The 14829-nt window shown below is 47.4% G+C and carries 11 protein-coding genes; all 11 read left to right on the top strand.

Annotation, left to right across the window (positions count from 1 at the left end; genetic code table 11):
- Positions 1–17 precede the first annotated feature (17 nt).
- The 11 genes from C6H66_RS09870 to C6H66_RS09820 all read left to right on the top strand — a co-directional run bounded on the left by C6H66_RS09870 (position 18) and on the right by C6H66_RS09820 (position 14827).
- The gene (locus C6H66_RS09870) at positions 18–2024 is read left to right on the top strand and encodes a type VI secretion system Vgr family protein (protein WP_105395472.1); all 2007 of its coding nucleotides are present in this window, start codon (positions 18–20) and stop codon (positions 2022–2024) included.
- A 34-nt stretch (positions 2025–2058) separates the two neighbouring features.
- On the top strand, positions 2059–2655 hold the full coding sequence (locus C6H66_RS09865) for a DUF6931 family protein (protein WP_105395471.1): 597 nt from the start codon (positions 2059–2061) through the stop codon (positions 2653–2655).
- The gene (locus C6H66_RS09860) at positions 2655–2954 is read left to right on the top strand and encodes a PAAR domain-containing protein (protein WP_173362525.1); all 300 of its coding nucleotides are present in this window, start codon (positions 2655–2657) and stop codon (positions 2952–2954) included. Before C6H66_RS09865 ends, C6H66_RS09860 begins: the two co-directional genes overlap by 1 nt.
- A 16-nt stretch (positions 2955–2970) precedes the next feature.
- Entirely contained in the window at positions 2971–4050 is a 1080-nt protein-coding gene (gene tssA, locus C6H66_RS09855; RefSeq protein ID WP_105395525.1) for a type VI secretion system protein TssA, read from the top strand.
- Between the two features lie 16 nt (positions 4051–4066).
- Positions 4067–4744: a type VI secretion lipoprotein TssJ gene (locus C6H66_RS09850; protein ID WP_105395470.1), complete on the top strand. Its 678-nt coding sequence runs from the start codon at positions 4067–4069 to the stop codon at positions 4742–4744.
- A 3-nt stretch (positions 4745–4747) separates the two neighbouring features.
- Complete coding sequence (gene tssK / locus C6H66_RS09845; protein WP_105395469.1) at positions 4748–6145, top strand: type VI secretion system baseplate subunit TssK; 1398 nt, start codon at positions 4748–4750, stop codon at positions 6143–6145.
- Positions 6142–6765, top strand: coding sequence for a DotU family type IV/VI secretion system protein (locus C6H66_RS09840; protein ID WP_052739416.1), 624 nt, complete (start codon positions 6142–6144; stop codon positions 6763–6765). Before tssK ends, C6H66_RS09840 begins: the two co-directional genes overlap by 4 nt.
- A 15-nt stretch (positions 6766–6780) precedes the next feature.
- Positions 6781–10290, top strand: coding sequence for a type VI secretion protein IcmF/TssM N-terminal domain-containing protein (locus C6H66_RS09835; protein ID WP_105395468.1), 3510 nt, complete (start codon positions 6781–6783; stop codon positions 10288–10290).
- Positions 10283–12865, top strand: coding sequence for a type VI secretion system ATPase TssH (gene tssH / locus C6H66_RS09830; protein WP_105395467.1), 2583 nt, complete (start codon positions 10283–10285; stop codon positions 12863–12865). Before C6H66_RS09835 ends, tssH begins: the two co-directional genes overlap by 8 nt.
- Before the next feature lie 71 nt (positions 12866–12936).
- Positions 12937–14184, top strand: a complete 1248-nt coding sequence (locus tag C6H66_RS09825) for a diguanylate cyclase family protein (RefSeq protein ID WP_248000647.1) — start codon at positions 12937–12939, stop codon at positions 14182–14184.
- Between the two features lie 16 nt (positions 14185–14200).
- On the top strand, positions 14201–14827 hold the full coding sequence (locus C6H66_RS09820; protein ID WP_046395407.1) for a response regulator: 627 nt from the start codon (positions 14201–14203) through the stop codon (positions 14825–14827).
- The last annotated feature ends 2 nt before the right edge of the window (positions 14828–14829 follow it).

Here is a 14829-nt window from a genome sequence, read left to right as displayed (position 1 = left end):
ACGCAGGTAATAAAAATATGCTGTTAGGGCAAAAGAATCGTTTTCTACAGGTTATCGGTAGCCTGTCAGACATTGTGGCACTGAGCAAAATAGAGGGGGAAGAGCACCTGTCGCAGCCTTATTCATTTTCTGCTCAACTCTATTCCAACGCAGACTGGGATAAGCTGGAGTCTCATATCGGTAAGCCTTTGGCATTTCGTCTTGGTGAAGCGCCGAATCATCGCATTGTGCATGGCATATTGACTGAATTGCAGCAACAAGGTTTCAGCGACGGCCAGTTTTGTTATCAGGCACGTATTGAACCCTGGCTAAAAATGCTGACATTAACCCATAATTTGCGCGTCTATCAGCGCATCAGTGTGCCGGATATGGTATGTGATATCTTTCGTAAACGTGGGTTTAACGACGTTGAAGTGGCGTTAAAAAGCCGTTATCCGAAACTTGAATATTGTATGCAATACAAGGAATCAGATTTTGACTTTGTAACACGTCAACTGGAACAAGCAGGGATTTTCTATTTCTTTCGCCATGAAGAGGGGCGTCATGTACTGGTATTGGCGGATCATCCTTCAACGTTTATTAACGCGTCCTTAGCGGTATTGCCATATCAATCGAAGATAGGTGATCAACAAGGCTATGGACTACGCGCCTGGCATATTCATCGCACAATGATTCCAGGTACCGCGGAAATGAATGGTTATAACGTTAAAAGTGCTGCGGCAATCAGTGCCAGCGCCAAAGCGAACAGCGGCTATTCCACCAATCCCAAGCTTTCTATCTATGATGATCGACGTCAGGAGGAGCGTAATCAACTGGAAGCACAGGCAACACTGTGCATGGAACAATGGGAATCACAGTCTTATTATGCACGTGCCGCTAACAGTTATCCCGGTTTACAAGTGGGGCATCAGTTCACCCTGAAAGGTCACACCAGTGCCGATGGCCGTTATGCCGTGGGCCACCAGCGATTAAAAGCGGAGAACAATCTGGAGGAAGGCGAATTACTGTTTTCGTCTCAAGTGACCTTATTCCCGGCGAATAAAGCATTTCGCCCGCTTTCTTCTGTTACTCGGCCCTACATTTCCGGCGTATTGTCCGCGCTGGTGGTGGGGCCGAAGTCAGAAGAGATCCACACTGATCAACAAGGGCGCATCAAAATCCAGTTTCACTGGGATAAAGAACATAAAAAAGATGATGACAGCTCCTGCTGGATACGCGTCAGTCAGTTCTGGAATGGCGCAAAGTTTGGCGCGCAATTTGTACCACGTGTGGGCAGCGAAGTATTGGTGAGTTTTATTGATGGCGACCCGGATAGCCCGCTAGTAACCGGAACGGTTTATAACGGGGTAAAAATGCCGCCATTCGCGCTACCGGGACAAAAAACCCAAAGTGGTATCGCTACGCGCAGTAGTGCAAAAGGCACGGTGGAGCAAGGACATCAGTTTTGTTTCGAAGATAAGAAAGGTGAAGAGTTTATTTTGCTTCACTCACAAAAAGATATGCGCCTGAAAGTGAAAAATGATTTTTCGGCGCAGATTGATCGCAACGTGTTATGGGAAATCCAAGAAAAGCGCGATACCCAAGTTAAAAAGGGCAATGACACGTTAATTCTGAGCGAAGGCAATGCCTTAACTGAGGTGAAAAAAGGCGACAAGAAACAGACCTTGGATCGCGGCAATTTCACCACCACCGTCAGCGCAGGCAGTTATGAGCTGGAGGTATCCAGAGGTAACGCCAAAATCAATGTAGGTCAACAATGCACAATTACGGCAAATCAGGGCATTGAACTGAAAGTCGGCGCCAGCAAATTATCGATTACCCCATCCGGGATTACCATCAAAGCGCCATCCGTCACAGTAGAAGGATCAGGAAAACTGGCGTTGAAGAGCGGCGGCATGGCGGAGCTAACCGGCACCACAGTAAAAGTAGAAGGCAGTGCGATGGCACAATTAAAAGGCGGCATTGTTCAGGTGGATGCGACCGGCATTGCTATGGTGAAAGGCACTCTGACCAAGATTGGTTAATAACAGGATCAACGAACAATAAGAGTTTGCAGTCATGGTTAAATTACGACACTGCCAGCTTTCGCCACAGGCGGAATTGGCACTACAACAACACGCAGCACATGAACAGAATCTATCGGCGCTTAATCAGCAAATGTTGTGGCAAGACGCGGTGTACTACACCATTTTTATGTTGCCTTACACGCAGGCGCTGGAGCTGGTACTGACATTTATCTCCTGCGTTTACGAACGCGATCTCATACAAGGACAACGGTCGTTATTGCAGCAGGTGCGGCGCTGGTGGGTTGATGGTGGCGATCCTTTGCGTCATCAGCTGTTCGAACAGGCGCAAACAGTCGGGTTCGATAACCCAATCTCATGTCTGGTGCTTTCCGTCTTTTGGAGTGAAGGCAGCATGACCACGCCGGATCTGGAAGCGGTCTATCCACAACCGTGGCAGTCACCGACGGTATTAGCCGATACGTTGTGCCTGATATTGCACCTTTATAGTGAACAGCCGGAACAACAAATGCGGTACGTTGAGCAATTTTTTCAACTAGCGCACGAACAACTGAGGCAATTATCCCCGTCACAAGATCAGGGACGCAAAAACTATCTGTACCATGAAGCCACATTATCAGGAGAGCAATGATGCCAATGCCAGCCGCCCGTGTGGGTGATATGCATATTTGTCCAATGGTTTCACCGGCGGTACCGCCGGTGCCACATGTAGGCGGACCGATTATGCCGCCAGGTGTACCGACAGTGCTGATTGGTGGATTACCCGCGGCGACAATGGGTTCAATGTTGGTGTGCGTCGGGCCGCCGGATACAGTGGTCATGGGCAGTCCAACGGTATTGATTGGCGGACGGCCTGCGGCCAGACTCGGCGATCTGTGTGCACATGGCGGCACAATTACTACCGGTTATCCATTAGTGATTATTGCTTGAAATGGAAGTCGTCACCGTGAACTTAGCCCAGACAGATATCGCGCGTTTTTTACAGCCCATTACGGCTGACAAACCAGCGGGATGCGATATCGAATACGAACCTATTTTTGAGCAAATAAACGCCGCGCGGGAAACTGACGACGATTTTCTCCAGGACGATGCATGGGGTTATGAAACCCGTCAGGCTGATTGGATGAAGGTTTCAGCGTTGTGCCAGGAAGTACTGGAAAAACAGAGTAAAGACTTGCAGATAGCCTGCTGGTTAACCCAGGCACAAGGGGAACTGTATGGTCTGGAAGGTATTAGTGGAGGTATCACATTACTTTCTCGTCTACTGGAAACTTTTTGGCCGGTACTTTATCCGCCGCTGGATGATACAGAGGCAAACAGTGCAGATGCCCGTCTTGGACGATTGAGCTGGTTGGATAAACAATTGGTGAAACAATTGGACAATCTGACATTGACCGATGATAGCAAATTGAGTCTGAGCGTCTGGCAACGAGTGCAATATTTTGAACAACGGGCTGCCGTTAATAGTGAATTACGCAGCGCTTTGATCAGTGATGGTTATTTCGGTATCGCTGAATGTGACGGCAGTATTCGCACTACGCCAGTCGAACAATTTAACCAACTGTTGGTGCAAACTGGACAGGTCAGTAAGACGTTGGCAGAACTGCAACAGATCATGGCGAGCCTGTTGCCAGACGCCGGTAACAGCATGAGTGCCAGTACTCAGCGATTGCAAGATCTGGTGGCCTTAATCGAACGACTTCGTGAAATGGTGGCGCCAGGCTCAAGCCAGGAATCCAGCAATAGCAATGAAGCAGTAGCGGCAGGGGGAGATGCGCCAAATGGCATGAATACGACTTTTTTAACGGAAGATCGGGCGCATCATGAAATGCGTACTATCGCCATAGGACAAATGATCAATATCGCCAATTACTTTCGTCAAAATGAACCTACCAGTCCGGTGCCCTATTTAATTGAACGTGCAGCGCGTTGGGCAAATATGGGTATGGCCGAATGGCTGGAAGAAATGATGTCAGAAAACTCTTCCGCGCTACAGGAAATTATGCGCGTGATGAAAGGACCATAAATAAACAGAGAGCCAAATGAATAACATAAATTTTTATAGCGTCATTAAACGCCATTTTTTAATATTGACAGCAATTATTTTAATAAGTGGTTGCAGTCATTCTATCTCCAACGATGAAAAACGCTTGCAGGCAATTGAACAAGCCAAGCCGGTTTATGCCAGCAATGCCATTCAATTAAAAATAACTGCGGTTCCGCAACTGAATGTTTTTAATAATACGCCGAACAGTTGCACAATATTAATTGCTCAAGCAGAGAAACGTGAACAATTAGATAAATTACTGGCTAATCCGGTGTTATTACGCAATTTATTTGCTGGCACCGGTGCAACAGAGCAAATATTACAGTTGGATAATTACGTGATGATACCGGGACAATCCGTATCTTTACATATCGATAGAGCGGAACAGGCGCGTTATATCGCATTAATTGCCGGTTACTACCCGGCGCCGGATAGTACTCATACGCGAGTATTATCACTGCCGCTGCGCCTTGAGCAACACGGTTGGTGGAATAGTTCCTGGAACGCTGAATTTGTTCCCGTGCGCATTAATCTGACGCTAGGACGTTACGCCATTACCCGCAGTGATTTCTCAGCAGGTAACACTGGAGATGAGGTGGTTTTCCCCGGACAAACAGTTTTTCCCGGGCAAACGGCAGAATCCGGCAGTGACGAAAATGTGTTGAGGAAGTAACCCATGTTTGAACATAAACCGATGTATTGGTATTCAGGCTTGTATTTACAGCCGCAACACTTTCAGGCTCATGAATTGCAACAACAATACTGGCAAGGGCGCTATCAATTACTGACTCAGCCTTATGCTTTTGGTGTGGTGAAACTTGCATTCAATCTGGCCGCACTAAGTGATGAAGTGCTAAGTGTTCATCACGCCGCGTTCATTTTTCCCGATGGTTGCTACGTGGATTGTGATGTCAACGGCGTGCTCAGTGCCCGATCATTGCGGGATTGCTGGTTAGTACGCGATAAACCGCAGCGCATTTATGTTGGCTTGCGTATGTTCAGCCACAATCAGAGTAACGTCACCGGTATCACGGATGCCAACAGTGTCGGTAATACCACCAGCCGTTGGGTAACATGGCCGCAAGAACAGCGTATGCGGGATGCCTTTGGCGAGGGCCCGGAAGCGGAAGTGCAACAACTGACCTATAACTTACGTTTCTTCTTGCACGATGAGATTGCTCAGGCAGCGGGTTATACATTATTACCGGTGGGCCAACTGCATTGCACCAGTGACGGTATTGTGCTGGATAACCGTTATCTACCGCCATGTTTAACGCTCTATGCTGTGCCGCAACTGGGCCAGCGCATTGATCAACTGTGTCAGGAGTTAACCGGTCGTGTCCATCAATTGGAAGAGTTGAAACGCCCGCAAACGCTGGAAGGGGAAATTTATACCCAAGAAAAAAGCACATTATTGCTGACACTACGGACTCTGGCGCGTTATGTCGTGCAATTACACCATTTTCAGGAAGCGAGAGATGTTCATCCCTTACAGATTTTTGGGTTATTGCGCCAACTGATCAGCGAACTTGCCTGTTTTACCGACCGTTGCTCCTTTTTAGGCGGGTGGAACGGGCAGGAAACAGTACTGGAAAAATATCAGCATCTGGATCTGGCGCTAACTCTTGATAGTTGTGAACGAACAATTGCCGATTTGCTTAATGCACTGGTGCTGGAACCAAACACCGTGATCCCTCTGCAACAAGAAAGCTACGGTTATTATCATGCCGCCTTCAATAGAACCAGCATCAATGAACAACAACGGCTCTATTTGGTGCTGCGTTCTGACAGCTTTAGCCAGCGTGAGCGTGAAATTCCTGACGATCGCCTGATTAAACTGGCAGCGGCGGAACAGATCGACAACATTATTAACCGTGCTTTGCCCGGTGTGCGCCTGTACTACCAGGAAATTGCGCCACATGGTTTACCTAACCGGACAAATACCCGCTATTTCCGGGTAGAAAACCGTGGCGCGTTATGGCGGCAGGTAGAAGATAGTGAACGTGTGGCGGTGCACTGGGCAGATGCGCCAGACGATTTACAAATAGAAATCGTTATAGTGAGAGCATCATGATGCAGTTGTTGGATTGTTATATTCCGGTATTCACCTGCGTATTACGCATGATCCAGCAGCAGGTGAATCAAGCGGAAACACTGCGACAAACCTTATTATCTGAGTTGACTCAAGCGCAGAATAGGGCGCGTTTGCAAGGTTACGGGGCGCAAGATATCGAAGAGGCAAATTTCGCCGTGGTGGTTTGGGCAGATGAAGCCATTCTGTGTGCAGGTCAGAAAGAACTGAGTATTTGGCGCCAATCATCGTTACAGGCAGAGCTTTATGATGCCGAATTGGGTGGAAATACGTTTTTTGATCGCCTTGCCGCGTTAGTACCGGATAATTATCAGGTTCGATTGGTCTATGTTTTTTGCCTGCTTGCTGGATTTTATGGTCGTTATGGCAAACGTGATAATCTGGAATTACACAATATTATCCAGCAGGAATTAGATAATCTTCCTGATACTTTGCGTGGTTATCTCGCTTTAGAAAATCACCGATTAATGAATAGATGCGATAATAAATTAGAAAATAAGCACTCCAATAATAAGTGGCGCAGAAAATTAATATTATTAATGTCATCTCTTACATTAATTTATATTTTTATTACCATCTATTTATTAAGTATTGGCCGGTAAACTCGGAAATTAAACATGAAAAAATTATTTTATGCCATTGGCTGGCTTAGCGTGATGGTTATCCTGTTATTACTCAGTTTAACTATTGCTGTGGTATTTTCGTGGCCGACAATAGGTGGCCTGTTACTATTTCTTTGCCTATTTCTGTTGTTATTACTGCTACGTGGGGCAATTGCATTCATACCGCAAATAATGAATAAACTGCGCTGGATAAATAAATTCTGGCGGAAAGGAGATAACCGTCTGGAATATTTACTATACCAGCACTGGTGGCAGGGAGGACATTTACAAAGTTGGCGTCGATTCCGTTCACCGTTACACCGTAACGGTCCTGTTCCACCGTGGTTTCTGGTGGTAGGAGAACGGGGCAATGGTAAACAGAAGCTGTTAACACGCTGCAATGTAGCGCCCATGACGGGGAAAAATCTGCCGTCGCTGACGGAAAAGACCTTTACCTGTCGCTGGTGGTTCTTCCGTCAGGCAATGTACATGGTCGTTTCCGGCCGTTATACCGAAGGTCAATCCCTGTACCGGCAAGCCTGGTTACGTCTGATACGCTGGATAGCGCAGGGACGTAAACCGGCTGGTGTACTCGTTTGCTTGTCAGTGGAACAGTTGCTAAACAGCGACAATAGAGCGCTCTATATCGCCGCACGTCAGGTACGAGCGCAGTTGGAGCCATTACAGATACGTCTGGAACGTCGCTTGCCAATCTGGTTGATCCTTACCCACAGTGAAACATTGCCGGGGTTTGACCATTGGTGCACCCAACTGTCAGTAGAACAACGTGCTGAATTGCTAGGCGATTTTATTGAGCGTCACACGGTGGGTAACGTCGCCGACGTGCTGGATAAGAGTATGAGCACCATTGTTAATACGTTGAAAATGATGCGTCTTAAGTTGCTCAATCAGCAACGTCAGCAACCCAACGCAGCAGTCTTAGCGTTACCAGAAACCGTCGCTCAACTGCAACCAGCGCTAGGTTGCTACCTGAACGCCTTGTTCGACCAAGACCATTATCTGGAGCATGGCCTGTTGCGTGGCATGTTTTTTACCGCGGAGCATCAAACCACGGGCATTTTCAGCCACCGATTGTTGGGAGAATATCTGCCAGCCCAAGTTCAACATAGTCAAGATCAACGTAGTGATAGCGTATTGCTGACAGGTTGGCGGACATTGACCAAACGCGTATTCGTTAGCCTACTAAGTTTGATGCTGGTGTACGGCGCAGGCAATGCATTGATGACTACCTGGCGTGGTGTTACGCAGCTTGAGAGCATTCATGAGGCAGACCCGCTTGAACAGAGTTACTTGCGTTATCAAAAAGCTGAGTACTGGTTGCAAGAAACCTTGCCATCTCTGCTTTTCTATCCGGTCACCCATACGATGGAACAACGGATGGCGCGGCAATACCAGCAACAAGCGCCTGTTAATGCCTTCAACCCGGCATCGGTAGCAACACACTTGCTAACGCGTTTCCGTAATGCGGAAGCACCACAAAAAAGACTGTTTGCTTTACATTGGGCACGTTTTATTAACATCGAACAAGCAATGGCACATGGCGCTACGCTGGAAACTTTACAGCATATGCCTGCTTATTCAGCTTCACTGTTAAGTGGTGAAAACGATCCTTTATCCACAGAACAACGGGTGGCACTCCGTCTGGCGCAATATCGCCAAGGCAACGCACAACAAGAATTTGATCAATGGCAGGACACATTACAGGCACTACTGGCAGATGGCGGTAATTGGCAGTGGCTGTTAGCCGACGAACAACCGACAGGAACCCATTCACTGACGCTGGCTGATTTCTGGCCATTGACCAGCGAGGATGCCGCCACAATTAACGCTCGTATCCGTGGTGTTTATACTCAAGCCGGTGAGCAAGATATTCAGGCAACCTTGGGCGAACTGGCACAAGCTCTTAACAGATCGGAATTCTTTGCTCCTTTACAGCGTTCGTTTTATCAACAGTATCAAAATCAGCGCCAATCAGAGTGGTTAGCATTCGCTCAGGCTATGCCTCAAGCAGAAACGTTAGTACGAGGCAAGAAAAACTGGCAAACGCTGATATTAGCAACGGGTCAATATAACAGTCCCTATATCACCTTTCTGACACAGTTAGAACGTGATTTATCCACGGTAGAGTCGACGGAGCAGCAACCTTGGTTACAGACGCAACATCGTTTATGGCAACTGCATGGTTACGTGCAAAAAAGTAACGTGATGCAACGGGTCTCGTTAGGAAACCTCTCTTTACGCCAGCGCATCATGTCGTGGTTTGGTATTTCACCGCAGATCTCTGTACGGCTGGATGACAACGTACTGACACGCTATCGCGTCTACCGGCAAGCAGTACAGTTAAATAGCCAACGCGAGTTGCTCAGTGATATGGAAACCGAAGTGTTGGTTAAAAATGCGTTAAACAACGAGAAAGGGGAACTGGACGATAGCGGCCTGCGTGCATTGTTCAGCCGCTTCACCTTGTGGCGCCATGAGGCTGAAAGCAAACAGAATGCCGGGGTAAATGAAACCCTATGGCGACTCTATCAGGGTGATGCTCATCTGGTACTGCGTTACGCCTTCTTAAGTGCCGCCAGTCGTTTGCAAACCCAGTGGGAAAGTAAAGTGATTTGGCCGATGGAAAAATTGAGCAGACAGGAACTGTTTGATGGCCGGGAATTGAATGCGCGTTTGTATGAATACAGCAACGCATTTGTACGGGATACCGCAGAGTATGCGCTGGATATTCGCCCCGAAGGGATTAAGCGTCAGGAAATGGAAGATGTGCTCTTTCCGTTTAACGATGATTTCATTTTCTATATTAATAACCTAATCCAACCGAATGACCTACTTTCAGCGACATCAGATATTCGTCGTCGCCTGCAAGAGAAACTCGCCTTACTGGAAAGCGAGCAACAACTGGCGACGGCACAACAGGAACCGAAGCAAGAACAGAAGCCATCGGCGGAAGTCACGATTGTCAGTCAGCCAGCGACCGCTAACCAAGGGGCAAAAGTATTGCCAGTGGGCAGTTCAGTGACGTTGAGTTGTGATGATGGCGTACAGCAGCTTAAAAGTATGAATTTCAATGACAGCCTGACGCTGCATTGGAGCCCCGGCACATGCGGTAAAGTACAAGTTGATGTCTATTTTCCCCGCTTTACATTAAGCAAAAGTTACGTAGGCCCCGATGGTTTACTGCAATTTATGCACGCTTTTTCCCGCGGTGAACTAACACTGGCAGCACAAGCGTTCCCACAGCGACGCGATGAATTAAATGCACTGGGTATCAATAACATTACTGTGCGCTATCAAGTCAGCGGAAGCAAAGCTGTTTCAACACTGTATCAACAGTGGCAGCAACATCAGCAACAACAAACCGCGTTATTGGAACAACGTAGCCGACTGGATAGCCAGTTGTTAAATCTAAGTGAGCCAACAGTGGCAAAAGGAACTCTCTCTACTTTGCCATCACAGATCACCACCCATTGGAACGAATTAAGGAAACCTAAAAGTGAGTAATTATCTTAAACAGATCGTCAGTAAATTAACGGCAGAAGCGCGTCAGTGCCTTGATGAAGCCGCGAATCTGGCGGTACGGCGCACCCATCATGAAGTGGAAATTGAACATCTATTATTGGCTTTGTTTGAAAAACAGCTTCCGACGATGGAACAAGTGTGTCGCCACGGTGGTATTGATGCCATGACGTTGCTCAATGCCTGCCAACGGTCACTAACGCTATTACGTAGTGGTAATCATCGTCCGCCGGTACTGGCTACCAACCTAACTGAGTGGATAGAACAGACCTGGATGTATACCAGTACTCACTGGGGTGCATCACAGATTACCGCTCAGGCACTGATTGTGACACTGATCATGAATCCGTCACTGCACCATTTGCTTACCTCAGAACTACAGCAAGCGTTACAGGGTAACAGAGAAGGGATAGAACAGTGGTTGCGTACGCAGACACATACGGAACCACAACAAATTACGACGCCTGTCGGGGATAATACTCAATCCGCACTGGCACAATACACGCATCACCTAACACAGGCAGCGCGTGATAACAAACTAGACCCGGTTTTAGGACGTGAGCGGGAGATCCGTCAATTAATTGATGTTCTGTTACGTCGTCGCCAAAACAACCCGTTGTTAACCGGTGAAGCGGGCGTCGGCAAAACTGCGCTGATTGAAGGGCTTGCCCAACGAATCGTTGAAGGGCGTGTGCCGAAAGTTTTGGCACAGGCTGAATTATTTACGCTGGATATGGGGCTGTTACAAGCGGGCGCCAGCGTAAAAGGTGAGTTTGAAAGCCGTTTGCAAAAATTATTAGATGAGGTGAAAGGATATCCCACACCGGTGATTCTGTTTATCGATGAAGCGCATATGTTGATCGGCGCAGGCGGCCAAGCCGGACAAAACGATGCGGCTAATCTGTTGAAGCCTGCGCTGGCGCGTGGTGAATTACGGGCGATTGCGGCAACCACCTGGTCTGAATATAAGAAGTACTTTGAAAAAGACGCAGCGCTAGCACGTCGCTTCCAAGTGATCAAAGTTGAAGAACCTTCGTTAGAGCTGGCAGTCGCCATGTTACGCGCCATGACACCGGCAATGGAAAAACATCATGGCGTCAAAGTACTTGCAGAGTCGGTCACAGAAGCGGTTACATTAGCCAACCGTTATATCACTGGACGTCAGTTACCGGATAAATCGGTTAGCTTGTTAGATAGCGCCTGCGCCCGCGTTGCAGTTTCACAGACGGATGAACCGGCACCTATCGAAGATCTGCGTGCCATGCTGGCAAACATTGCTACCGAACAGGAAGCATTACTGCGTGAAGGTGGTCATGAAGCCCAGCTACAAAAATTGGCGCAGCGTCAGGCTGAATTGCAGGCATCACTAGAAGAAATTTTGCCGGAATATCACGCTCAACGTCAGTTGGTCAATGACATCCTCGCTTGTGAAGAACATGACGAACGGTTGCCTGTGCTACGGGCAGAACTGCATCAACGCCACCATCAGCACGCTTATGTCTTTGACTGTGTTGATGCCGCCTGTGTAGCAGATATTGTTGCCGGCTGGACAGGGATACCCCTTGGCCGAATGGTAGAAAATGAGCGTGATGTGTTGCGTCAGTTAGAAACCCGCCTCGGTCAACGGGTCATGGGGCAAGATCATGCGCTCAGCCAGATAGCGCGTCAAATTCGGATCGCTAAAGCACAACTGGCCGATCCGGTTAAACCTACCGGAGTATTTATGCTCGCAGGTCCTTCCGGTGTGGGGAAAACCGAGACCGCTTTAGCGCTGGCCCATGAATTGTATGGCGGTGAACATCATCTGATCACGATTAACATGTCGGAATATCAGGAAGCCCATTCGGTTTCCGGCTTGAAAGGTTCTCCTCCGGGCTACGTCGGTTATGGACAAGGTGGTGTATTGACCGAAGCAGTTCGGCGTCAACCTTACAGCGTAGTGCTACTTGATGAAGTGGAGAAGGCTCACCCCGATGTGCTGGAGTTGTTCTTTCAAGTATTCGATAAAGGCATGATGGAAGATGCCGAGGGGCAACAGATTAACTTTCGCAATACGCTGATCATCTTGACTACCAATGCGGCATCAGATTTGGTGATGCGTGCAGCAATGCATGGGGTAAAAGAGCAGGGAGAGAATCGCCCGGCTAACCTGGAAGACATTCAGGAAATTATCCGACCAGAACTGCAACGTATTTTTACGCCAGCATTTTTAGGTCGTTTGCAGGTTATCCCTTATCTGCCGGTACATGGCGAAATTCTGCATGCCATTGTGCGCCATAAACTGAATAAAGTTGTCGTGCGCTATCGTCAATCAACTCAATGTGAATTGCACTATAGCGATACGCTGGTGGATTTTATCGCCGAAGGATGCCGGATAGCGGAGAGCGGCGCCCGTGAAATTGATAATCTGTTAACTCAGTTCGTCCTGCCGCTGTTATCAGATCAATTGTTGCTCGGTGATACGCCAGTCAATGAAGATGTCTGGATGAATGTTGCCGAAGGTCAGATACAGTTACGATCAGACAAAAAGAAACTATCACAATCAAATATTATCAACTAAGGGTAGTAAACGCTTATCTCTGCTATTATTATCTTACGAATGTAACATCAGTGTTACGGAATAAGATCCCGATGAAAATGAAAAAGATAGTGATCTTCTGGTTTATTTTTACATTGGTCAATTTCGCGCTGGCACTGTTAAGCCTACAGGTACGGGATGTATGGAGTCTGTCATCACTGGTGTGGTTTCCGGCAGGCTTGTTACAAGGCATATTTTGCGCCAGGGCGCCACGGTATTGGCCTGTCTGGTTAATAACGGGCGCCTTGATTGCACTGACCGCCAGTCAGTGGTATGGAAGACCGGTAAACGTATCGCTGATCTTTTCCTGTATCAATGTGATGATGCTGGTGGTAACAGCGCTGATCTGGCAGTTTTTTTACGGTGTCATGCGGGCCCCGAAACGGGCAAGGGAGATCATTAGCCTGACCGTACTCTGTTCGTTAAGTGGCATCATTGAGCGATTTACCGCAAAGTGGATACTTCATCTCTCTGGTTATCCTACCGACATATCGGTTTCATTACCGATTGTCGTAGGCTCAGTGTTGAGTTATCTGCCATTTACGCTGTTTGTTATCTCCTGTATCACCTATGAGAAAAATAGGGTTGAGAACTGGAAAATCTACGGTTTATGGCTGGTGGCCCTATTTGCCATGACAGCCTTGTTCATCAGTCCGCCACCGGAAACCGGGAAAATACACTGGCAAGGGATCGCACTGCTGTTTTCTTTTAGCTTACCGATGCTGCTAGCACTAAGCGGTAATCTGCTGGTATTAAGCAGCTTTTTATCCCTGTGTACAGTGGGGATCGTCAGTGCCACCATTTTTGGTCTTGGGCCATTCTCATCCCCGTTAACCAATCTCCAACAAAATGTGCAGATAGCTGCTTGGTACAGCACAGCATTAACCTTGCCTGCGTTGTTATACTGTAGTTATTTATCTAATATAATCAATGCATTACATCAGCGCAAAGCGCGTCTTCTGTTAATGAGAGCCATGCTGGATCAAGAACAGGTTAATTGCTTTCGGTTAAACGCCAACGGGCATCTGTACTGGCATCATAATGGTTCTGCCTGGATGCGGTGCGGAAAAGCGCCTGCCTCCTGGTCGCAATTGATGGCTTGGGTACATCAGGAAGATAGACATAAAATCGAACAGCTTAAAAATTCCGTCTCGCAAATACCGCAGACACTAAAAGTTCGGATTGCCGATGGCAAAGGTGAATTTAACCTAGTCATTATCGCCTTAATCGTCCATGTGGGAGAAGATGCCGGTTTTATTGAAGGAACGATACGTGAAATAGTAAATATAAAAAGTAAATAATCTGGAGAAATAACTCATGCCCAGACGAGTCATTATTGCCGATGATCATCCGGTATTTTTATTAGGACTACGCACGATACTGGCAACATTGCCGGAGAATTACCAAATTGTGGGGGAAGCCCATGATGTCGCCGCGCTCTTCTCTCTACTGGAGGAAAAAGAAGCGGATATGCTGATTACGGATTTCATTATGCCGGGTCATAACCAGATCGACGGTCTGAGGATGATTAACCGGATACGGGAACAGTATCCAAATCTGCCTATTGTGGTCATCACCATGATCAGCGACCGGAAAATCATTGCTTCATTGATTGATTACAGAGTAAAAGCGATTTTGAACAAAAACAGCTTATCCCATGAGCTGGTCAAAGGGTTATACAGTACAACCGGGCGTGATAAACCCTATTTAAGTGAACAATTTCTCGAATCACCGGACGAAGAGGTTGTAAAAACGCTAACCAGCAAAGAATTGGAAGTGATTAAATTGTTGGGGCAAGGATTGAGTGTGAATGATATCGCTGCACGTTTATACCGTACTAAGCAGACTATCAGCGCACAAAAAATCAGCGCGATGAAAAAGCTCGGATTAGACAGTGAAGCAGCACTTTATAATTATTTGCATCAGATTGGACTGGGGCTGTAAGC

This window comes from Photorhabdus hindustanensis, assembly GCF_002968995.1.
GTDB lineage: Bacteria > Pseudomonadota > Gammaproteobacteria > Enterobacterales > Enterobacteriaceae > Photorhabdus > Photorhabdus akhurstii.
This window is presented reverse-complemented; position numbering and strand designations above follow the sequence as displayed.

What these genes read in the sequence shown, in the direction of transcription:
- C6H66_RS09840 (WP_052739416.1), top strand. Translation starts at nt 6,142, where the DNA reads ATGATGCAGTTGTTGGATTGTTATATTCCGGTATTCACCTGCGTATTA.
- C6H66_RS09820 (WP_046395407.1), top strand. Translation starts at nt 14,201, where the DNA reads ATGCCCAGACGAGTCATTATTGCCGATGATCATCCGGTATTTTTATTA.
- C6H66_RS09850 (WP_105395470.1), top strand. Translation starts at nt 4,067, where the DNA reads ATGAATAACATAAATTTTTATAGCGTCATTAAACGCCATTTTTTAATA.
- C6H66_RS09870 (WP_105395472.1), top strand. Translation starts at nt 18, where the DNA reads ATGCTGTTAGGGCAAAAGAATCGTTTTCTACAGGTTATCGGTAGCCTG.
- C6H66_RS09860 (WP_173362525.1), top strand. Translation starts at nt 2,655, where the DNA reads ATGCCAATGCCAGCCGCCCGTGTGGGTGATATGCATATTTGTCCAATG.
- C6H66_RS09865 (WP_105395471.1), top strand. Translation starts at nt 2,059, where the DNA reads ATGGTTAAATTACGACACTGCCAGCTTTCGCCACAGGCGGAATTGGCA.
- C6H66_RS09825 (WP_248000647.1), top strand. Translation starts at nt 12,937, where the DNA reads ATGAAAATGAAAAAGATAGTGATCTTCTGGTTTATTTTTACATTGGTC.
- tssK (WP_105395469.1), top strand. Translation starts at nt 4,748, where the DNA reads ATGTTTGAACATAAACCGATGTATTGGTATTCAGGCTTGTATTTACAG.
- C6H66_RS09835 (WP_105395468.1), top strand. Translation starts at nt 6,781, where the DNA reads ATGAAAAAATTATTTTATGCCATTGGCTGGCTTAGCGTGATGGTTATC.